The organism is Mycolicibacterium sp. CBM1 (assembly GCF_054073305.1).
In genome coordinates, this window is record NZ_JBSXPP010000004.1 from 205,992 (window position 1) to 225,657 (window position 19,666).

At 68.6% G+C, this 19,666-nt stretch carries 15 protein-coding genes; 5 read left to right on the forward strand and 10 right to left on the reverse strand.

All coding sequences use genetic code 11. The annotated features are described in order from the left end of the window. Nucleotides 1-118: 118 nt before the first annotated feature. Complete coding sequence (locus tag ACXDF8_RS07225; RefSeq protein ID WP_457222565.1) at nt 119-865, reverse strand: alpha/beta fold hydrolase; 747 nt, start codon at nt 863-865, stop codon at nt 119-121. A gap of 121 nt (nt 866-986) precedes the next feature. Between ACXDF8_RS07225 and ACXDF8_RS07230 the strand changes: the two genes are divergently transcribed. From ACXDF8_RS07230 to ACXDF8_RS07240, 3 genes are all read left to right on the forward strand, one after another. Next, a complete protein-coding gene (locus ACXDF8_RS07230) occupies nt 987-2,453 on the forward strand; it encodes an acetyl-CoA acetyltransferase (protein WP_457222566.1) in 1,467 nt (488 codons plus the stop codon). Nucleotides 2,454-2,540: 87 nt separating this feature from the next. Beyond that, nucleotides 2,541-4,901: a hypothetical protein gene (locus ACXDF8_RS07235; RefSeq protein ID WP_457222567.1), complete on the forward strand. Its 2,361-nt coding sequence runs from the start codon at nt 2,541-2,543 to the stop codon at nt 4,899-4,901. Between the two features lie 24 nt (nt 4,902-4,925). Further along, entirely contained in the window at nt 4,926-5,663 is a 738-nt protein-coding gene (locus ACXDF8_RS07240; RefSeq protein WP_457222568.1) for an SHOCT domain-containing protein, read from the forward strand. 129 nt (nt 5,664-5,792) lie between these two features. Here ACXDF8_RS07240 and ACXDF8_RS07245 read toward each other — a convergent pair whose 3' ends face one another. The 3 genes from ACXDF8_RS07245 to ACXDF8_RS07255 form a co-directional block, all read right to left on the reverse strand. Then, nucleotides 5,793-6,125 carry a TfoX/Sxy family protein gene (locus tag ACXDF8_RS07245; RefSeq protein WP_457222569.1) on the reverse strand — a complete coding sequence of 111 codons (333 nt, stop codon included), beginning with the start codon at nt 6,123-6,125 and terminating at the stop codon, nt 5,793-5,795. An 80-nt stretch (nt 6,126-6,205) separates the two neighbouring features. Further along, a complete protein-coding gene (gene lon, locus ACXDF8_RS07250) occupies nt 6,206-8,539 on the reverse strand; it encodes an endopeptidase La (protein WP_457222570.1) in 2,334 nt (777 codons plus the stop codon). 163 nt (nt 8,540-8,702) lie between these two features. Next, entirely contained in the window at nt 8,703-9,701 is a 999-nt protein-coding gene (locus ACXDF8_RS07255; RefSeq protein WP_457222571.1) for an esterase family protein, read from the reverse strand. Nucleotides 9,702-9,927: 226 nt separating this feature from the next. Here ACXDF8_RS07255 and ACXDF8_RS07260 point away from each other — a divergent pair, with 226 nt between their 5' ends. Next, the gene (locus ACXDF8_RS07260) at nt 9,928-10,347 is read left to right on the forward strand and encodes a DUF1810 domain-containing protein (protein ID WP_457222572.1); all 420 of its coding nucleotides are present in this window, start codon (nt 9,928-9,930) and stop codon (nt 10,345-10,347) included. Here the strand turns inward: ACXDF8_RS07260 and ACXDF8_RS07265 are convergent. From ACXDF8_RS07265 to ACXDF8_RS07285, 5 genes are all read right to left on the reverse strand, one after another. Beyond that, on the reverse strand, nt 10,344-11,660 hold the full coding sequence (locus tag ACXDF8_RS07265; RefSeq protein WP_457222573.1) for an alpha-amylase family protein: 1,317 nt from the start codon (nt 11,658-11,660) through the stop codon (nt 10,344-10,346). The two genes, ACXDF8_RS07260 and ACXDF8_RS07265, sit on opposite strands and share 4 nt — an antisense overlap. Next, nucleotides 11,657-12,136 (reverse strand): nucleoside deaminase, encoded by a 480-nt coding sequence (locus ACXDF8_RS07270; protein ID WP_457222574.1) that lies wholly within the window; start codon nt 12,134-12,136, stop codon nt 11,657-11,659. The genes ACXDF8_RS07265 and ACXDF8_RS07270 overlap by 4 nt, the downstream gene beginning before the upstream one ends. Before the next feature lie 11 nt (nt 12,137-12,147). After that, complete coding sequence (locus ACXDF8_RS07275; protein ID WP_457222575.1) at nt 12,148-12,855, reverse strand: rhomboid-like protein; 708 nt, start codon at nt 12,853-12,855, stop codon at nt 12,148-12,150. Between the two features lie 26 nt (nt 12,856-12,881). After that, nucleotides 12,882-14,573, reverse strand: coding sequence for a tetratricopeptide repeat protein (locus ACXDF8_RS07280; protein ID WP_457222576.1), 1,692 nt, complete (start codon nt 14,571-14,573; stop codon nt 12,882-12,884). Between the two features lie 155 nt (nt 14,574-14,728). Further along, nucleotides 14,729-16,321, reverse strand: a complete 1,593-nt coding sequence (locus ACXDF8_RS07285) for a SulP family inorganic anion transporter (RefSeq protein WP_457222577.1) — start codon at nt 16,319-16,321, stop codon at nt 14,729-14,731. A gap of 176 nt (nt 16,322-16,497) precedes the next feature. Between ACXDF8_RS07285 and ACXDF8_RS07290 the strand changes: the two genes are divergently transcribed. After that, a complete protein-coding gene (locus ACXDF8_RS07290) occupies nt 16,498-17,121 on the forward strand; it encodes a PaaI family thioesterase (protein ID WP_457222578.1) in 624 nt (207 codons plus the stop codon). Between the two features lie 2 nt (nt 17,122-17,123). On the opposite strand, the gene ACXDF8_RS07295 is transcribed toward ACXDF8_RS07290, so the two are convergent. Then, nucleotides 17,124-19,556 (reverse strand): arylsulfatase, encoded by a 2,433-nt coding sequence (locus tag ACXDF8_RS07295; protein WP_457222579.1) that lies wholly within the window; start codon nt 19,554-19,556, stop codon nt 17,124-17,126. Between the last annotated feature and the right edge of the window lie 110 nt (nt 19,557-19,666).

The following is a 19,666-nucleotide window of genomic DNA, read 5'->3' on the forward strand; positions in this document are numbered from 1 at the left end:
GGACTATACGTGTGCAGCCGTGTCGCGCTGGGGGGTTGGGTGGCAGCGGCGGCACGGGGGGACCCGGCGGCGCCGACGGCACCGCGGGGGAACGGAAATTCACCAACCGCAGCGCGATTCAGTCCAGCGAAGCCCAGAAGTCGGCCAGGGCCTGCGCCCCGCGGGCCGGGTCGTCCAGCATCCACCAGTGGCCGAGGCCGTCGAGTACTTCGGTGCGGGCACCGGCCCGGTCCGCGGCGCGCCGACGGTTGTCGTGGACGCCGATGAACGCATCCGCGGTGGCCAACAGCGACAGTCCCGGCCGTGCGGCGGCGTTGGCCAGCGACTGCCCGGCCTCGGCCATCGCGGGCTGGGCGGCCGACCGGTAGAGCGCGAGGATGGCGCGGCCCATCTGCTCGTCCTGCGCGGCAGCGAGATCGGCGGCGATGGCATCGGGAATCCCCAAGCCGGTCATCTGTGCGACACGGTCTTCGAACGATCCTTCGACCATCGCGGCGATGGCCTCTTCGCCGGCCCCGGAGGTCTGCCACACCTGGGCCAGGTCGTGCCAGACGTAGTCCGGGTCGAACAACCCCACGACGTCACTGGCCCAGCTGCGGACCAGCTCCGGGCGCTGCATCACCAGGTTGACCACATGGCCGCCGCCCCAGTCGTGCCCCACCAGGTCCACGGGATTGTCGAAGCGTTCCAACTCCGCGGCCAGCCAGTCCCGATAAGCCAGGAAGGTCGCGGGGAAGTCCTCGGGCAGCGGCGCGCCGAATCCGGGCGGGGAGAGCCGCACCACGTCGCCGCGACCGAGCGCCTCCACCAGGGGGCCCCAGATCACCTCGGTCTCCGGATTGCCGTGCACCAGAACTACCGTCATGGGGACATCATGGCACCCGCTCGGGCGAGCACCGCAGCGGCCGCCAGCCCGGCGCCGGCACCACCGATGCTAGGTTTTGACAGGCGTCAAAACGCCGTCAGCGACTACGGAAGGGCCCCCGATGGATCCTCGGACTCCGGTACTTGTCGGTGTCGGACAGGTCAACGAACGGGACGACGCGCCGGAGATCGGACCTGTCGACCTGATGGCCGCCGCCGCCCGGGAAGCCGCCGACGCGCGGGTGCTGGCGGCGGTCGACGCGGTCCGGGTGGTCAACCTGCTGTCGTGGCGCTACCGCGACCCTGGGCTGCTGCTAGCCGAACGGATCGGCGCCACGGACGCTTCGACCTTCTACACCGGGGTCGGTGGCAACACCCCCCAGTCCCTGGTCAATCAGGCTTGCCTGGACATCCAGGCCGGGCGCAACGACGTTGTGTTGCTGGCCGGCGGGGAGACCTGGCGGACCCGCAGTCGGATGAAGGCGAAGGGCGTCCGGCCCGACTGGACCCGCCAGGACGACAGCGTCGCGGTGCCGCCCGGGGCCGAGGACGTCCCGATGGCCGGCCCGGCCGAAGAGCGCATCGGCCTGCTACTGCCTTCGCACGTCTACCCGCTGTTCGAGCAGTCGCTGCGCATCGCCGCCGGCGAGGGCAGCGACGAGCACCGGCGCCGCATCGGAGCGTTGTGGGCCCGATTCAGCGAGGTCGCGGCCGACAATCCGCACGCCTGGAGTTCCGAGGCGTTGTCCGCCGAACAGATCTGGCAGGCGGGCCCCGAGAATCGGATGATCAGCTGGCCCTATCCGAAGCTGATGAATTCCAACAACATGGTCAACCAGGCCGCGGTGGTCATCGTGTGTTCGGCCCAGAAGGCCACCGAGCTGCAGGTTCCGCGCGATCAGTGGGTTTTTCCGCATTCCGGCACCGACTCGCACGACACCTACGCCGTGGCGGAACGCGCCGATCTGCACCGGTCGCCGGCGATCAGGATTGCCGGGCGCCGGGCGCTCGAACTCGCCGGTATCGGCATCGACGACGTCGACTACGTCGACGTCTATTCCTGCTTCCCGTCGGCGGTGCAGGTCGCGGCCAACGAGCTCGGCTTGCCCACCGACGACCCGCTGCGCGCGCTGACCGTGACCGGCGGACTGACCTTTGCCGGTGGTCCATGGAACAACTACGTCATGCACTCCATCGCGACGATGGCCGAGCTGCTGCGGCGCAATCCGCAGGCCCGCGGTCTGATCACCGCCAACGGCGGTTACTTGACCAAGCACAGCTTCGGGGTCTACAGCGCCACCCCGCCGGCCACCGACTTCCGCTGGGAGGACGTCCAGCGCGCGGTCGATGCCGAACCCACCCGCACGGCGCTGGTCTCCTGGGACGGTGAGGGCACCGTCGAGTCGTGGACCACACCGTTCGACCGGGACGGGCAGCCGCAGAAGGCGTTCCTGGCGGTGCGCACCCCGGACGATTCGCGCACGCTGGCCGTCATCGAGGACCCGGCCGACACCGCGGCGACGGTGCGCGACGACATCGCGGGCGCCAAGGTCCGGGTGGGTGCCGACGGCCGCGCCACCCTGTGCTGACGGTGTCGGGCAACCGCTCAAAAGGTCGATAATTCGGCCCGGACCTGCTTACTCTCGTCGAAGGAGACGGGGGAAGTAGGGCACGGCATGCGGATCTTGCTCACCGAGGTGACCGGGGAGCTGGGACGTGCCCTGGCCGGTGGGCTGCTGGCCGCTGGCCACGACGTCCAGGGCCTGGCGCAGTACCCACACCGCGATCTCGACGCCGGTGTGGACCTCATCATCGCTGCCCCCGAACATCCGGTGCTCTACCGGTTGGCCGACCGGGCCGACGCGGTCGTGGTGCTGCCGCGCGAGGGCTCCGGCGGACCGCGCCCCGGGGAGGTCGTGCGGGTCTGCGACGCCGCCGCGCGCGGCGGCGCCCGGGTGGTCTTCCCATCGCTGTCGCTGCTCGACCCGCGGTGGTGGCAGCCGGCCGAGGATCTTGTCGCCACCGGCTGGGCGCCGAATCTGGTGGTGCGCATCGCCGCGCCGGTCGGCCGGCAGGCCGACGCACTGGTGTGCCGGACAGTCGCGGCCCTGCTCGATCCCGAACTGACCGGTGCACTGCATCTTCTGCACGTCGACGACCTGATCCGATTCCTGGTCACCGCGGCGGTCACCGACCGCACCGGGGTCGTCGAGCTGGCCAGCGCCGACACCGCCACCGTGGTCTCGGTGCGCCGCACCCTCAATGGAGTCGATCCGCGGCCCCGCGCCCGCGGTGTCGCGGGCTGGCCGCAGCCCAGCCCGGCAATCGACCTGTCGGCGCTGCGCACCCAGTGGCGTTTCGACTGCGGCTGGGATGCCGCCGCCGCGATGGCCGACACCGCCCGGGGGCTCGAGGGCCGCCGGATCACGGCGACCGGCGCTGTCGCGGTGGCCGGGCGGATAGCGATGCCGACCGCGGTAGTGCCACCGACGGGCGGTGCACATCTGGTCACCGCCGCACGCGACGGCGCCGAAGGAGAGTTCGACGACCGGATCGATCCGCGGTTCCCGGTGTTCCTGGCAGCGGGCTCCGCGGGTTTCGGCGGAATGCGCGGGCCGTTGACGCCGATGTCGCTGGACCTGCACCTGGGCGGGTTGCGGGGAGCGGCCCGGTCGGTGGCGCGGCTGCTGGATCTACGGGCGGCGGTGGCCGAAGAATGGGACAGCCGGCTGGTGGCGGTGTTCGGCCACCGGGCCTACCTGAATGCCTCGGTCCTGGCTGCGGCCGAACCGCGATTACCCGAACGTGTGGCGGCGCTGTCCCGCCGGCTGCGCGGCGCTACCGACTCGCCTCGAACCGGTTCCGGGCTGTTCGCCGCAGCCGGGGGCGCGATGTCGGTGTCGCGGCTACTGCCTGCGGCGCGGATGTACGCGCGGAATCTGCGGGACTACCAGGATGCCGCCGAGGCGCACTGGCGCGATACCGCCGCGCTGTCGGAGTTGCGGGACGCGCAACTCGATGCTCGAATACGTCTGTTACGCAACCGAATTCACCAGGGATGGGTGCTCAGTGCGCAGGCGCTGGTGCTGGCCGAGGTGGCGCCGGCCCAGCTGAGCCAAGTCGGCGGCGCCATCGACAGCCGTGCGGAGATCGACTCGCTGGCAAGGGTGCTGCGCGCCCACCCGTATGTGCAGACCGCCTTCGACGCCGGGGACATGGCATCGGCGCGCACCGCCGCACCGATGTTCGCCCGGACATTCGACGCGGCGCTGTCGCACCTCGGTCACCGGGGGCCCGGCGCCGCCGAACTCGCGACACCGGTCTTCGGCGACCGGCCCGACATCCTGCTCGCCGCGGCCCGCCGGAACACCGGGTTGCCCTCAGATGCCGAGCGCACCGGTGACGCCGGGGACACGGCCGGCTTGAGCGCCGCCGGCCTGGCCTACGACACGACCCTGCGCTTCACCCATCAACTACGGCTCGCCGTCAGGGAATTGGGCCGCCGGCTGGTCGCCGAGGACAAGCTCGGTGCGGTCGACGACATCTTCTTGTTGGCCGTGGAGGAAGCGTTGGCCGTACCGCCCGACGCCCGGTTGCGCGTCAAGCGCCGGACCGCCGAACGGGACCGGCTGCAGACGGTGGAACTTCCGCCGGTCGTCGACGGCGGCTGGGCGCCGACGACAGGACCGCCGGCGGCGGCGGTGGGCGAGGAGTTATCCGGCCGCGGTGCGGTCGCCGGGGTGGCGGAAGGGACGGTCATGGTCGTGTTGTCGGCCGACGACGCGCACCTGCAGGCCGGCGATATCGCCGTGATCGCCGGAGCGGGACTGGACTGGGTCACGCTGCTTGGGGCGCCCGGCGCGGTGATCGCCGATGGCGCCGTCGGCACGACTGCCGGACTCGCCGTGCCAGTGGTGACCCATGTTCAGGACGCGGAATGCAGGCTGCACACCGGGATGCGGGTCCGCGTCGACGGGGCGGCGGGACGGGTCAGTGTTCTCGACACGGCGCTGATCGTGGCGCGGTCCGGTGGCTGACCGACCCCGGTATACCGTGACCGGGTGATGTGGCGGGCGATCGCGGCGCGGGCGGTGCTGTGGTGGGCGCTGATCGTGGGTTCGGCCGTCGTCGCCACCGCACTGCTGGGACACAGCGGGCCCGTGACGGCCAAGGGCTGGGCGCTCGGTGTGTGGGTCGGCGGCTATGTGGCGCAGTTCGTGGTGTTCCTGGCAATCGCCCGGCGCTCGCCGCGGCCGGTGCCGCTCGGCTGGGCGATCGCCTCGATTGTGCCGTGGGCAGCCGACTGGACGGCCCCGCTGTCGCTGTGGTGGTTGGCGCTCTGGTCGGGTCTGATCCTGGCCTATGCGGCCCGGCTGGTGGCCGCGGTATCGCGGGTGGATCGGCTGCGCGCGGCCGGGGTGCCCGCCACCGCCGTGATACTGGGCGTCGTCCGGCCGACGTTCACCGCGGTGGCCAGCAAGGATGCCGCCCGCCGGGTGGTGCGGCTCCGCGTCGAAAGACCCGACGGCGCAGCACCTTACGAGGCGCGGCTGGCTGCCACGTTTGCGCTCGGGGAGATTCCCGAACCCGACGACCGGGTCGCGGTCCGCCTCGATCCCGACCGCCCGGAGCTGGTGGAGCTGATCGAGGACGCGCCGATCGTCCGGGCATGCCCGCCGCCTGTCGACCTCGCCCCAGCGGTCGCCGAACAGTTGCGCCGGCTCACCACCATGCGGGACCGGGGCGATCTGACCGATGCGGAGTTCGCGACGGCACGGCGCCGGCTGTTCGAATCCTGATACTCGCCGATCCGATCGGCCCACCACCGCAGGTCGGCCGCGCTGTAGCTGCCCGCATGGATCGGGGCGGTGTCGACCGGGTGTGCCAACCCTCGAACGTGGCCTACTTGGGCCAGCGGCCAAACCGAGCTATTTCGCGGGCAACGACTTGGCCTGCGCTAGTCCGCGGGCGACCCAGATCCGCAACTGGCGCGCAGTGCGGATGCCCTCGTCGTCGACACGGATCCAGCCGCGGGTCTCGCGGCCGGCCATGACCATCGGTGCGACGTGTGCGCCAGCCAGCAGCGCGGCGGTCTCCTCGATGGGCACCCGCACCATCAGGCCGCCCTTGCCGCTGACGACCACCGCCAGGTTGCCGCCGATCAGGAAAGCGAGCCCGCCGAACATGCGTTTCTCGTCGACCCCGCGTTCGGTGGCGAGCAGTTCGCGCACTCGGTTCGCCAGATCCTCGTCGTAGGCCATGACGAAACGGTAATACGCCCAGCAGACACAGAATTACCCCGATCCGGCCGAATCGGGGTAATTCTGTGTCTGGTCGCCGGTCAGGCAGCGACCGTAGCCAACTCGGCGGCCGGCTCCAGGGCCTGAGCCACGATGTCGGCGACATCGGTCATCGGCTTCACGGTCAACGCCTCGAGCACCTCGGCCGGGACATCGTCCAGATCGGGCTCGTTGCGCTGCGGGATGAAAACCGTTGCCAGCCCGGCCCGTTGGGCCGCGAGCAGTTTCTGCTTGACTCCGCCGATGGGCAGCACCCGGCCGTTGAGCGTGACCTCGCCGGTCATCCCGACATCCGAGCGCACCTGCCGCCCGGTGGCCATCGAGACCAGCGCAGTCACCATGGTCACACCGGCGGACGGCCCGTCCTTGGGCACCGCGCCGGCCGGCACGTGCACGTGGATCTTGCGGTTCAGCGCCGCGGGATCCACACCCAGCTGCTCGGCATGGCTGCGCACGTAGGACAGCGCGATCTGCGCGGATTCCTTCATCACGTCACCGAGCTGACCGGTCAAGATCAGAGCCGGCTCACCGGTCCCAGCCGACTCCACCGAGCCGGCCTCGATGTAGAGCACGTCGCCGCCCAGGCCCGTCACCGCCAGCCCGGTGGCGACACCCGGCACCGCGGTGCGTTCCGCGGATTCCGGGGTGAACCGCGGACGGCCCAGGTAGCCCACCAGATCCGGCTCGTCGATGATCAGCGCTTGCGGATCGTCGGCCAGTTTGGTGGTCGCCTTACGCAGCGCCTTGGCCAGCAGCCGCTCGAACTGCCGCACGCCGGGTTCGCGGGTGTAGTCCGCGGCGATCTTGCGCAACGCCGCGTCGGTGACCGTCACCTCCTCGTCGGTCAGCGCCGCGCGGTCGCGCTCCCGGGGCAGCAGGTACTCGCGGGCGATCGCCACCTTGTCGTCCTCGGTGTAGCCGTCGATCGACACCAGCTCCATCCGGTCCAGCAGGGCCGAGGGGATGTTCTCGATCACGTTGGCAGTGGCCAGGAACACCACATCGGATAGGTCCAGATCCAGGTCCAGGTAGTGGTCCCGGAACGTGTGGTTCTGCGCTGGATCCAAGACCTCCAATAGGGCAGCCGACGGGTCCCCGCGGTAGTCCGAGCCGACCTTGTCGATCTCGTCGAGCAGCACGACCGGGTTCATCGAACCGGCCTCGCCGATCGCGCGGACGATCCGGCCCGGCAGGGCGCCGACGTAGGTGCGCCGGTGGCCGCGGATCTCCGCCTCGTCGCGCACACCGCCGAGGGCGACGCGCACGAACTTGCGGCCCAGTGCCCGGGCCACGCTCTCACCCAGCGACGTCTTGCCGACGCCGGGGGGGCCGGCCAGCACCATGACGGCACCCGAGCCGCGACCGCCCACCACCTGCAGGCCGCGCTGCGCGCGGCGGGTCCGAACGGCCAGGTACTCCACGATGCGGTCCTTGACGTCGTCGAGGCCGTGATGGTCGGCGTCGAGGATCTCCCGGGCCGCCTTCAGGTCGGTAGAGTCGTCGGTGCGGGTGTTCCACGGTAGGTCCAGGACGGTGTCCAGCCAGGTGCGGATCCAGCCGCCTTCCGGGCTCTGCTCACTGGAGCGTTCCAGCTTGCCGACTTCGCGTAGCGCCGCTTGGCGGACGTTGTCCGGCAGGTCGGCCGCCTCGATTCTGGACCGGTAGTCATCTGAACCGTCTGGCTCGTCCTCGCCGAGTTCCTTGCGGATGGCGGCCAGCTGTTGACGCAGCAGGAATTCCTTCTGCGTCTTCTCCATGCCCTCGCGGACGTCCTGGGAGATCTTGTCGCTGACCTCCACCTCGGCGAGGTGTTCGGCGGTCCAGTCGATCAACAGACGGAGGCGGGCGGCCACGTCCTCGGTCTCCAGCAGCTGACGCCTTTGGACGTCGGTGAGGTACGACGCGTAACCGGCGGTGTCGGCCAAGGCGGCCGGATCGGCGATCTTGTTGACCACGTCGACGATCTGCCAGGCCTCGCGGCGCTGCAGCATAGCCAGCAGCAGCTTCTTGTATTCCGCGGCAAGCGCCTTGGTGTCCTCGTCTGCCTCGACCGCTGCTATTTCCTCGACCTCGACCCACAGTGCCGCTCCCGGCCCGGTGGTTCCGGATCCGATGTGGGCGCGGCTCTCACCGCGCACGATAGCGGCGGCGCCGCCGCCGGGAATGCGGCCTACCTGCACGATCGACGCGATGACGCCGTGGGTGGGGTAGCGATCGTCTAAGCGTGGCGCGATCAGGAGCTTGCCGGTCGGGGTGGCCTGAGCTGCGTCCACTGCCGCGCGGGCGGCGTCGTCGAGTTCGATCGGCACCACCATTCCGGGCAGCACGATCGGCTCACTGATGAATAAGACGGGCACAGATGTGGCTTCAGCCATCAATCCTCCAAAGTTCAGTCTGGTTGGCTCAACCCTGGGGGTGGTGGCTTTGTTCCCTCACGCGTGTTCGCTGTCAGCGTGCCGCCTCGTGGTCGGGGCCGCACAAAACAGCGAGCCTGCCGCCGGGGGTTGGCGACAGGCTCGCTGGGGCGTGCGGCTTGGATCAGCCGGCGGTGGGGGTGGCCCCCAGCGTGCGCTGAATGTCGGGGATCATCTGCTGGAGCTGCTGGCCCCAGTAACCCCAGCTGTGCGTGCCGTTGGCCGGGAAGTTGAACACGCCGTTGCGTCCACCGGCGGCCAGGTAGTTGTCCATGAAGGTCTTGTTGGTCCGCAACGTGAAGCCCTCCAGGAACTGCGCGGCCATCAGGTTGCCGCCACCGCCGGAGGTGTCCAGATCCGACGGCGTGCCGGTGCCGCAGTAGATCCAGATCCGGGTGTTGTTGGCGACCAGCTGGTTGATGTTGACCATCGGATCGTTACGCCGCCAGGCCGGATCCGACGACGGGCCCCACATGCTCTGTGCGTTGTATCCGCCGGCGTCGTTCATCGCCAGCCCGATCAGCATCGGCCACCACCCCTCCGAGGGGTTCAGGAAGCCCGACAGCGATGCTGCGTAGGGGTAGCGCTGCGGGTAGTAGATCGCGTAGGTCAGTGAGGCGCTACCGGCCATCGACAGCCCGACGACCGCATTGCCGTTCGGGTCGACCCCGTAGTTGGCTGCCAGATACTCGGGCAGCTCCTTGTTCATGAACGTTTCCCACTTGTAGGTGTAGTTCTGGCCGTTGCCCTGCGACGGCTGGTACCAGTCGGTGTAGAAGCTCGACTGGCCGCCGACCGGCATGACCGTCGACAGACCCGAGCCGTACAGCCACTCGAAGGCCGGGGTGTTGATGTCCCAGCCGTTGTAGTCGTCCTGTGCGCGCAGGCCGTCGAGCAGGTACACCGCGTGCGGGCCCCCACCCTGGAACTGGATTCGGATGTTGCGGCCCATCGCGGCCGACGGGACATCGAGGTAGAGAACCGGAAGTCCCGGCTTGGAGAAGGCGGCCGCAGTCGCCGACCCGCCGACAACGCCGATTACGCCGGGCAGAAAGAGTGCGGCCACGAAGGCTGCGGCCACGCGGCGCAACCATGTGCCTCGCATCAATTCGACGATCTTCATGACGGAAACCATCACCTTTCGTACGCGTTTCACAACCGGAGAAGTGCTGTGTGCCGGTAGCTAATCACGCACGCAAGGCGCGACTCGGTACGCGCGGCGGTGCGCCAAGTCGCGGTTCGCTAACGATCAGGAGACGCACCGGACTCGGGAGTTGGCTCACACCAAGGATTTTGAGCACCGCTTCGATAACGGGACGGTCACGCGCAGGCAACGATACCGTTGAGGTATGGATGACCCCTTCGATCTGCAGCGATTCGTCGACGCGCAGGACGGCGTCTATGGGCAGGTGCGGGCCGAACTGCGCACCGGCGCCAAGCGCACCCATTGGATCTGGTTCATCTTCCCGCAACTTGCCGATCTCGGAAATAGCTCTACTGCAAAGCATTTCGGCATCACATCGCTGGCGGAGGCGCAGTCCTACTTGGCCCATTCGGTGCTCGGGCCGCGGCTGCGGGAATGCGCACGGCTGGCGAGCGCGATCGAGGGCCGCTCGGCCGAGGATGTCTTCGGCTGGCCCGACACCCTGAAGGTGCGCTCGTCGATGACCCTGTTCGCCCAGGCCACCGACGACGACGCCGACTTTGTCGCGGTGCTGGACAGGTTCTACGACGGACAGCCCGACGCGCGCACGCTGGAGCTTCTCTAGCCGCTCGAGCGCAGGATCAGCCAGCCCTGGGGCGGGACGACGACCTCGGTCACGGACTCCTGCGGCGGCGCGCCGGTACCGCCGACCAGTTGTGCCGGGCGTCCGAGCAGTTCGGCCACCGGCAGCCGCAGCGGCGCATCGTCGATGTTGAGTGCGACCACAAGTGCGTCGTCACCGCTGCGGGTCTGGTAGCAGTAGCCGCGGTTATCGAGCTGCAGCGCAGTCGTTTTCGCCTTGTAGAGCCATGGGTTACGCCGGCGTAGCCCGATCAGGTACTGGTGCAGGTTCCATGTCTCGCGTCCGGCGTCGTCCAGCGGCACGGGCGGCGTGCCGAACTCCGGGCGTACCGCGTCGTCACCACCGGCGCGATCCTCCTTCACGCCGCGGTATCCGAGCTCGTCACCGGCGTACACCGTGGGGACGCCGCCGGTGGTCAACAGCAGCACCAGGGCGTGCGCCACCTGTTCGGCGCGTTCGAGCTTGCTGGCGATCCGGGTCACATCGTGATTGCCGACGAACGTCATCGGCGCAAAGCGGGACAGAAAGTCGTTGTGGCGCTGCAATGCCCAGTCCAGCTCGTGGAAGTTGCCGTCGTTGAGGCTGCTCCAAATGGCCTTCCACAACTCGTACTGCGTCACCGAGTCGACACCGGAACCGTCGACGAAGGCGGTGTAGTCGCCGTGGATGACCTCGGCGACGAACCATGCGTCGGGATGCGCCTGGCGCACCCGGGGCAACACCTGGGCCCAGAAGATTTCCGGGACCGCGTAGGCGGCGTCCAACCGCCATCCGTCGGCGCCGCGGTCCAGCCAGTGCTTCATCACGTCCACGACGTAGTCGACGACGGCCGGGTTGGTGTGGTTGAGCGTCACCAGTTCGCCGTGGCCCTCGAAGGTGTGGAAGCGTCCCGGGCGCCCCCGAAACCAGCCCGCCGATTCCGCGTCACCGTCGTCCACGGCCCGCCGGTACCTCGCGAAATCGGTTCCCACATGGTTGAACACACCGTCGAGCAGCACCCGCAGTCCGCGCCGGTGCGCTTGGGTGACGAACTCGTCGAAGTCGGCGTCGTCACCGAGACGGGGGTCGATGCGGAGGTGGTCGGTGGTGTCGTAGCCGTGGGTGCGTGAAGCGAACACCGGACCGAGGGCAATTCCGGAGGTGCCCAGTTCGACGGCGTGGTCGAGCCAGTCGACGATGCGGCTCAGCCGGTGTTCTTGCGGGCCGGGCGGTGGGTCGGCGGGAAACGCGCCGACGAAACCCAGCGGGTAGACGTGCCACCAAATGGCGTGACGCACCCAGTCCGGTGTGCTCATGGCCGGAACCGCACTGCGTAGAGGGCCATCATCTCGTCGCGGTACTGCGGTGCGGGTCCGTCGACGACCAACTGTGGGGCGACCGCGGTGATCGGCAGGGTCGCGACCGGTGGGGGCGGGGCGTGCCACTCGGACAGCCACTGGGCGAGCTGTTGGCCGGAAGCAGCAAACACGATGCGCCCCAACCCGACCCAAGCGTGGGCGGCAGCGCACATCGGGCAGTGCTCTCCGGAGGTGTAGACGGTGGCGTTGGATCGCTGCTCGGGGGAGAGGTTGCCCACCGACCAGCGCGCGATGGCCAGCTCGGGATGGGCGGTGGCGTCACCGCCGGCGACGTGGTTGTGGTCCTCGAACAGGACCCGGCCCTCGGCGTCGACGAGGATCGAGCCGAACGGTTCGTCACCGGATTCGAGGGCCGCGCGGGCGAGCTCGACGCAACGACCGAGCCGTTGGATGTCCACGTCGCTGAGCGCCACGCTGTCTCACTCTACGCAGGCGGCGCCGGAGCCCCGAGACGGCGCAGCAACCGCGCCGGGTCCAGCGCAGCGGCCGTTCGCCCACGGGCCATCGGGTAGCAGGCCAGCCCGACGAAGACCGCGCACAGGTGTCCGACCTGGGTGAACATCGGGTGGGCGACGAACACCGCGACGACCGCGCAGCCGATGATCGTCAGCAGGTACAGCCACCGCCAGGGGCGCACGACGCGGTAACCCAGCAGGGCGGCCACCCCGACGACGAAGTAGCTGACCCCGATGTCGCGGGCGTTGAGATACCTGGGGGAGACGGCGGCCTCCTGGATCTGCCAGTACAGGAAGCCCTCGCTGAGATAGGTCGCGGCGACGTGGGCGATCAGTCCGGCCACCACGAACCGTAGTGAGCCCAGCCAGTGTTCGGCCGGGGCCAGCACCAGGCAGAAGACCAGTAGATAGGGCCACCAGATGAAGCCGTCGATCCACAGCAGGCTGGTGATCAGCACCCGGATCGGTTCCGACGCCAGGTGGTGCAGGTTGGTCGAGTCCTTGCGCAACAGCGCGAACAGATGCCAGCGGGGCAGCAGATGCTGAACCGCCGTGGTCGAGAACAACACCGTCAGCCAGACGAACGTCACCGGCGCGCTGCCGACATAGGCCGCGACCCGCTGACCCCAGGTGTGCCGCTGCTCGGGATGTAACGGCCCCGCCGACCCATCGTGCACCCGTCGACTTTACGTCGGGTCGGGCCTCAGTCGCTGCAGCAGCTCTTCTCGAACACCTCCAGCCGGCACGCGCACGAGGCCAGGATCGGCACGTCGGCGCGAGCCTTGGCCAGCTCGAGCTGCCGGCCGATGATGATGGCCTCGGCGTCGCGGCCGAGGCGCTGCAGGCACTCGTGGTAGCCGTGCAGGCTCCACACATTGCCGGGATGCTGGCACGGCCGGCTCAGGGTCGGGTCCAAGCCGAGGTCGGCGGCATACACCGCGGCGGCCTGCTCGACGTGCCCCTGCTCGAGCAGCAGCGCCCCGTAGGCGTGCCGGGTGGGCTGCATCCAGCCCCAGGGTTCGTCGTAGGGCAGTGCGTCGTCCAGCGCGATAGCCTTCCGCAGGTGGTCGAACGCCTCGTCGAAATTGCCTTCGCGGTAGGCGATCTCGCCGTCGAGCATGGCCGCCGCCACCGCGAGGATGTCACGGCTGGTGTTGTTGAACAGGTAGCGCGACTCCGGCACCCGGGCATAGGCCTCGACGAATGCCTGGCGTTCGGCTGCGGCCTGTGCCAGCTGACCTTTGGCGGCGTGCGCGACACCGCGCCCGTAGTGAATGGTCGCCGTTGTGCTGCAATATAGTTCGCGATCGTGCGGCAGCGGCTCGGCGATCAGCTCGTCCCAGCGGCCGAACCGGATCAGCACGTGCACCCGCAGCGGGACGAAAGCCTCGAGCCAGTCGGCCATCGGCGGAGATTCGATGGACAACAACTCTGGGGTGAGCTGCCCGGACAGTTCGGCGGCGGCCTGCAGGGCGATCTGCGACTGCCCGGCGAACATCGCCGAGTAGACCACGAAATGCAGATCGTGCGCCCGATACAGCGAGTAGAAGTTCAGCGGGCCGGCATGTGCGACGAAGCGCCGGTCGGCGGCCACCGCGGCGTGGTTGGCCAGCACCGAATCCCGGTAGTTCCCGCACAGGACGTCGATGTGGGACGGCATGTGCTGCAGATGGCCGGCGTCGGGCACCAGCCCGCGCAGCAGGTCGGCGGCCGGCAGCGCGTCCTCGGGGTGAGCCGACATCTCCATCGCATGGATGTAGAGGTGCAGGATGCCAGGATGGGCGCGCCCGGCCGGCATGGTCAGCGCATGGTCGAGCAGGCGTTTGGCCTCCACCACTCGCGAGCCCGCTGCTGGTTCCCCGGTTGTGGTGTCCCACAACGCCCATGCCGTCAGGTTCACCAGCGCGTCGACCGTCAACGCCAGCACGTCGACGTCGTCGGGGTAGGCCTGCGCCAGTTCGGCCATCGCGTCGGCGTAGGCGGCGTGCCCCGCCGAGAGTGCCTCGGCGTCGTCGGGGTCGTCGGTGGGGAAGCGGGTCGCCAGCGCCGCGATCAGGTCGCGCTCGACCACGCTGGCCCGGCTGTTGGCGGCCAGCTGCAACTCCATCCGGGCCCGGGCCAGGGAGGCGGCCAGATCGACGGGATCGAAGGCGTCCCAGGCCTTGTTGTAGTTGGGTCCAATCGCATACGCGATGCCCCAGCGGGCGATCGCCATGTCGGCGTCGAGTGCCAGGGCGCGCTCGAAGCACGCGATGGCCTCTTCGTGGTTGAAGGCGTACGCCCACACCAGGCCGCGGTCGAACCAGACCCGGGCCTGCGGCGAGGGCGAGTCGACCGCACGGCGGTAGTCGCCGAGGTCGTAGTAGGGCTCGGTGTCTGCGCTCAGGACCGCCATGCTGCACACCCTAGGTCAGGGGGGCGGCTCGGGATAGCGATGCAACCGGGAAGAGCGAAAGGGCGGCACCGATGTCCCAGCCGCGAGCAGACACAAACTTATAGAAATTCGGGCCGAAATCCATAAGTTTGTGTCTGCTCGCGGGGGAGGGCGGGTCAGTGGCCGGCGACGATGTCGGACTCGTAGACGGTGACCGGCTCCTTGGCCGCCGGCAGCAGTGAGTACGCCAGGCACACCACTGCGAAGAACAGATAGCCAAGGGCGACTTGCGGATTGGCCGCCCAGCCGATTTGCGGGGCGTGGATCAGTCCGATGAACGACAGCGCCGCGGCCACCACTGACGCCAGCGCGGCGTAGCGGAACTTCTTCTCCAGGATGAAGGTCACCATGGTGCCCAGCAGCAATCCGACCAGGATCGCGCCCTCGCCGAGGGTCTGCAGCCCGTCGTAGACCACCCCGGCGCCGCCGAGGGCGTCCATGCCGACCTCGGTCGCCGACGTGCCGGCGGCGTTGAGTGCGTTGTCGATCAGGCCGCTGGCCCACTGCGCCAGGTTGGGCAGCAACGCGGCGACCACCGCGACCGCGTGCAGCCGCGGCACCGCCTGGAAGGCCTGTGCCCCGATCAGCAGGCCGATGTAGAGCAGGATCGGCACGATCGCCGGGACCGGCAGTAGCGCGGCGAGTACGCCGAAAAGACCCAGGAAGCACAGCAATCCGATGACCACACCGCTGGCCAGTGAGTAACCGGCGCGCCCGCCGGCGTCCTTCCAGCCGGGGTGGCCGATGTACACCGCCGGCGGGAACGGCGAGCCGAATGCCGAACCGATGACCGCTCCGGCTCCGTCGGCCAGCAGCACACTGCGCAAGTTGTAGTTGTCTCCTGCTGCGGCAGCGCTTTCGACGTTGCTCATCGCCTCGGTGAAGTTGTAGACGCCCAGGGGGATCGCGGTGCCCAACAGCGGAGCCAGGTGCGCCAGGCCGGAGAACAGCAGATCCAGGCGCAGATCCGGGATGCCGACCGCGATATCGGAGACGGCCTGGCTGACGTCGGGTGCCGACATGAACCCGCCGATCCAGCCGATCGCGGTGCCGACGAGCAGCGCCACCAGGCCGACCGGGATGTTGCCCGGCAGCTTCACGTCGGTGAAGAAGCCGATCAGGATGATGGCGAGCACCGGGAGGCCGATCCAGGCCGCCTCCCACATCTGGGCGGCCGGGCGCATCGAGATGAACGTGATGGAGATGCCGGCCAGGGTGCCCAGCATCGCCGCGCGCGGGGTCAGCTTGCGGATGTAGGGCCCGACGAATCCGCCGATGATGACGATGACGCCGATCATGAAGGCCCACGCCAACCCGGACTGCCAGGCCTGGACCGGATCCTTGGTGGCCAGGTACACCGGCAGCATCACCACGAAGACCACGATGAACATGTGCGGGACGCTGGGTCCGTAGGGCAGCGCGGTGACGTCATCGCGGTTCTCCCGGCGTGCCAGCCGCCGCGCGAGGAATGTGTAGTAGAGATTGCCTAGCACCAGCGCTACCCCGAGGGCGGGCAGCACTGTGCCCAGCACGTCGTCGGCGGGCAGCTTGACCACGCCGATCATCAGGGTGGTCAGGGTCAGGACGTTGACCAGGATGTTGAAGCCCAACCCGAAGAACGCGTTGAGATCACCCCGGGTCCACCAGGCGAGCTTGACCTCACTCGGTGGCGGAGGGGCGGCGGGCGGATCGGTGACGTCGGTGCTCATGCACGGCCTCCTGAGACGGTCGGGACAGCGGCGCGGCCCGAGCCGATCTCGTCCGTCGCTAAATGGTGATTGTCGACGCCTCGGTTCCAATCAGAATGCGTCTGTGTGTCGATCGTGTTAGCCGCACGCCGGGACCATGGTTCGACACCGTCGCGGCCCCGTGTTGTAGTGCTGTGGTGCTGGAATTCACCGTCGAGGACCTGTCCGCCGACGACATCGCACGGCTGCGTGCCGTCTACGAGCCGCTGGCCGAATCGGTTCGCGAACTGATCGACGCGACCATCCGCACCGAGGCCGACGCCCAGACGGTCGCGGCGGTCAAGGCCGATGTCGACGCGGCGGTCGCCCGGCTGCGCGCCCGTCAGATCGACGGGGCGTTCGGCGTGCGGCGCACCACCTCCGGGGAGAGCCTGGGGTGGGGCAACGCCGTCATCGGGGTGCGCAACCCGCTCGCCCCGCCGCTGGACGTCCACCGAGACCCCGACGGTCGGCGGTGGGCCGACTTCCACCTCGGCGCCGCCTACGAGGGACCGCCAGGGCACGTCCACGGCGGAGTGTCGGCCCTGATCCTCGACCATGTGCTCGGTGAGGCCGCGAGCCCGGACTCCAAACCCCGGTTCACCGGCAGCATCACCGTGCGGTACCTACGGGCGACCCCGCTTGGTCCGTTGCATGCCGAAGCGGCGATCACCCGGGTCGACGGTGTGAAAACGTTTTGTGCCGGCCATATCTCGGATGCCGAGGGCATCACCGTGGAGGCCGAGGGCGTCTTCATCACGCCGCGCTGGCTGCGCGACTAGGGCTACTGCTTGCCCATGGCGAGTTTGAGTCGATCGGCCGCCGTGATCAGGTGGTCGTGGCTGTCCTGCCCAATGTCGATCTGCACCCAGTCGATCCGCCCGGTGAAGGCATTGCCGGTCGGCCCGTAGTCCGGGGACGCCGGTGAACCCGTGTCACGCCCGACGTCGCAGGCCTCGTCGGCGGAAAATCCCATCGGGATGGTGATTTCGACGCGCCCGGTGCCGACGGGTTTTCCGTCGTGGTAGAGGGTGACCGTGCCGCCCTTGGCCAGCCCGCCGCCGTCATAGGCGAATTCCATCCGTACCTGATGCTTGCCGGCGGGCAGCCGCTTGCTCGCGGTGGCGAAGAAATGCTGGATGCCGAAGAAGTTGTAGCAATACTTCAGTCGTCCTTCGTGCACATAGAGCGCCCAGCCGCCGACCTGCCCGCCCTGGGTGCAGATGACCCCGGATGCACCGCCTTTGGGCACGACGACGTCGGCGGTCACCGAATGCGACTTGTTCTTGATGTTCAGTACGCAGCCTTCGCTGACCCGCATGCCGTCATAGAGAAGCTGGCTGGTGCCATGGATCAGCTGGGGACGGCCCGCGATGTCGGGGTTGATCCGCTCGAAAGACCGATCGTCGAGCGGCACCACGTTGTGCTTCACCGCCTCGATGAGCCAAAGTCGTTGCATCTCAGTCAACTTTTGCGGCATCTCGGCCACCAGGTTGTGTGCCTGGCTCCAGTCGTCGGGACCGTAGAGTTCCCAGACGTCGTCGTCGAACGGCGGCGGTGTGTCGGCCCTCCACGGGGTGCGGTGCTTGGTGCATGCTGTCCACCCGTTGTGGTAGATGCCACGGTTGCCCATGATCTCGAAATACTGCACGAGGTGTGATTCCGCCGCGGCCTCGTCGCGCAGCGTCGGCAACATACTCACACCTTCCAGCGGAGCCTGCTGGATTCCGTTGACGCTCAATGGTGCCGGGATACCGGTAGCCTCCAGGATCGTGGGGGCCACGTCGATAACATGGTGGAACTGGTTACGGGTCGATCCGGTGTCGGCCAGTCCGTTGGGCCAGTGCACGATGGTGCCGTTGCGGGTGCCGCCCCAGTGCGAGGCGACTTGCTTGGTCCACTGGTACGGCGTGCACAGCGCGTGCGCCCAGCCCACTGCGTAGTGGTTGTAGGCCGCCGGGGTGCCGAAGTCGTCGAGCTTGGACAGCAGGAATTCGGAGGTCTCGATGCCGGCCATTCCGTTGAGCACCGCCATCTCGTTGAAGCAGCCGATCGGCGTGCCTTCCGCGGACGCACCGTTGTCGCCGATGATGTAGTAGATCAGGGTGTCGCCCAGCACGCCGAGCTCGTCGATGGCGTCGACCACCCGGCCGATCTCGTGGTCGGTCTGCTCCAGGAAGCCGGCATAGATCTCCATCTGCCGGGCCAGAACGGGTTTGAGTTCGGCGGGCATGTCGTCCCAGGCTGGAATTTCGTCGTGGCGCGCAGTCAGTTCGGCGGTCTCGGGAATTACGCCGAGCTTCTTCTGGCGAGCGAAGATCTTCTCCCGCAGTACATCCCAACCCCGGTCGAACTTCCCACGGTACTTGTCCGACCACTGCTGCGGCACGTGGTGCGGGGCGTGGGTGGCGCCGGGAGCGAAGTACATGAAGAACGGTTTGTCCGGCATCAGCGCCTTCTGCTGGCGCACCCAGGTGATGGCGTGGTCGGCGAGGTCCTCGGTCAGGGTGTATCCCTCTTCGGGTGTGCGCGGCGGCTCCACCGGCGTGGTGCCCTCGTACAGACCCGGGTAGTACTGATTGGCCTCACCGCCGACGAACCCGTAGAAGTATTCGAATCCCGATCCGGTGGGCCATTGGTGGAAGGGCCCGACGGGGGAGACCTCCCACACCGGCACCTCGTGGCACTTGCCGAATTGTGCGGTCGAGTAGCCGTTGAGCTTGAGGGTCTCGGCGAGCGGCGCCTTGTCCTTGGGCCGGACGCTGCTGTTGCCGGGCGCCGAGGTGGCCATCTCGGTGATGGCGCCCATGCCCACCGAGTGGTGGTTGCGCCCGGTAAGCAGGGCCTGGCGAGTCGGCGAGCACAGCGCGGTGGTGTGGAACCGATTGAGCTTCAAGCCGTTCCCGGCGAGGCGTTCGGCAACCGGCGTAGTGCACGGACCGCCGAACGCCGAGGACGCCGCGAAGCCGACATCGTCGATGAGCACGATCAGAACGTTGGGTGCTCCGGCCGGCGGGCGCAGGGCGGTAATCGGCGGATAGCTGGTGTCAGGATCCTTGGCGTCGTAGGTGGTCACGCCGACGTGCGCGGAATCCGGGATGGGCAGGATGTCGCGGCGCTGAACGGAGCCGGGCAAACCGGCGGGCGCCGGCGCAGCTGGCGTGCTCTTGGCGGCCGATCCGGCCTTTTTCGCAGCGGGTTTGGCCGACTTCGCCATCGGTCCTCCTAGACGCGAGGGAACACTTCTCGATTAGAAGCGGGCACAGCCTACGCCCGAGTCCTGGCAGCCGAGCGGGTTCGACACAGTTCACGGCGGCCGCGCCGGGG

What these genes read in the sequence shown, in the direction of transcription:
- ACXDF8_RS07225 (WP_457222565.1), bottom strand. Translation starts at nt 865, where the DNA reads ATGACGGTAGTTCTGGTGCACGGCAATCCGGAGACCGAGGTGATCTGG.
- ACXDF8_RS07230 (WP_457222566.1), top strand. Translation starts at nt 987, where the DNA reads ATGGATCCTCGGACTCCGGTACTTGTCGGTGTCGGACAGGTCAACGAA.
- ACXDF8_RS07235 (WP_457222567.1), top strand. Translation starts at nt 2,541, where the DNA reads ATGCGGATCTTGCTCACCGAGGTGACCGGGGAGCTGGGACGTGCCCTG.
- ACXDF8_RS07245 (WP_457222569.1), bottom strand. Translation starts at nt 6,125, where the DNA reads ATGGCCTACGACGAGGATCTGGCGAACCGAGTGCGCGAACTGCTCGCC.
- lon (WP_457222570.1), bottom strand. Translation starts at nt 8,539, where the DNA reads ATGGCTGAAGCCACATCTGTGCCCGTCTTATTCATCAGTGAGCCGATC.
- ACXDF8_RS07255 (WP_457222571.1), bottom strand. Translation starts at nt 9,701, where the DNA reads ATGAAGATCGTCGAATTGATGCGAGGCACATGGTTGCGCCGCGTGGCC.
- ACXDF8_RS07260 (WP_457222572.1), top strand. Translation starts at nt 9,928, where the DNA reads ATGGATGACCCCTTCGATCTGCAGCGATTCGTCGACGCGCAGGACGGC.
- ACXDF8_RS07265 (WP_457222573.1), bottom strand. Translation starts at nt 11,660, where the DNA reads ATGAGCACACCGGACTGGGTGCGTCACGCCATTTGGTGGCACGTCTAC.
- ACXDF8_RS07280 (WP_457222576.1), bottom strand. Translation starts at nt 14,573, where the DNA reads ATGGCGGTCCTGAGCGCAGACACCGAGCCCTACTACGACCTCGGCGAC.
- ACXDF8_RS07285 (WP_457222577.1), bottom strand. Translation starts at nt 16,321, where the DNA reads ATGAGCACCGACGTCACCGATCCGCCCGCCGCCCCTCCGCCACCGAGT.
- ACXDF8_RS07295 (WP_457222579.1), bottom strand. Translation starts at nt 19,556, where the DNA reads ATGGCGAAGTCGGCCAAACCCGCTGCGAAAAAGGCCGGATCGGCCGCC.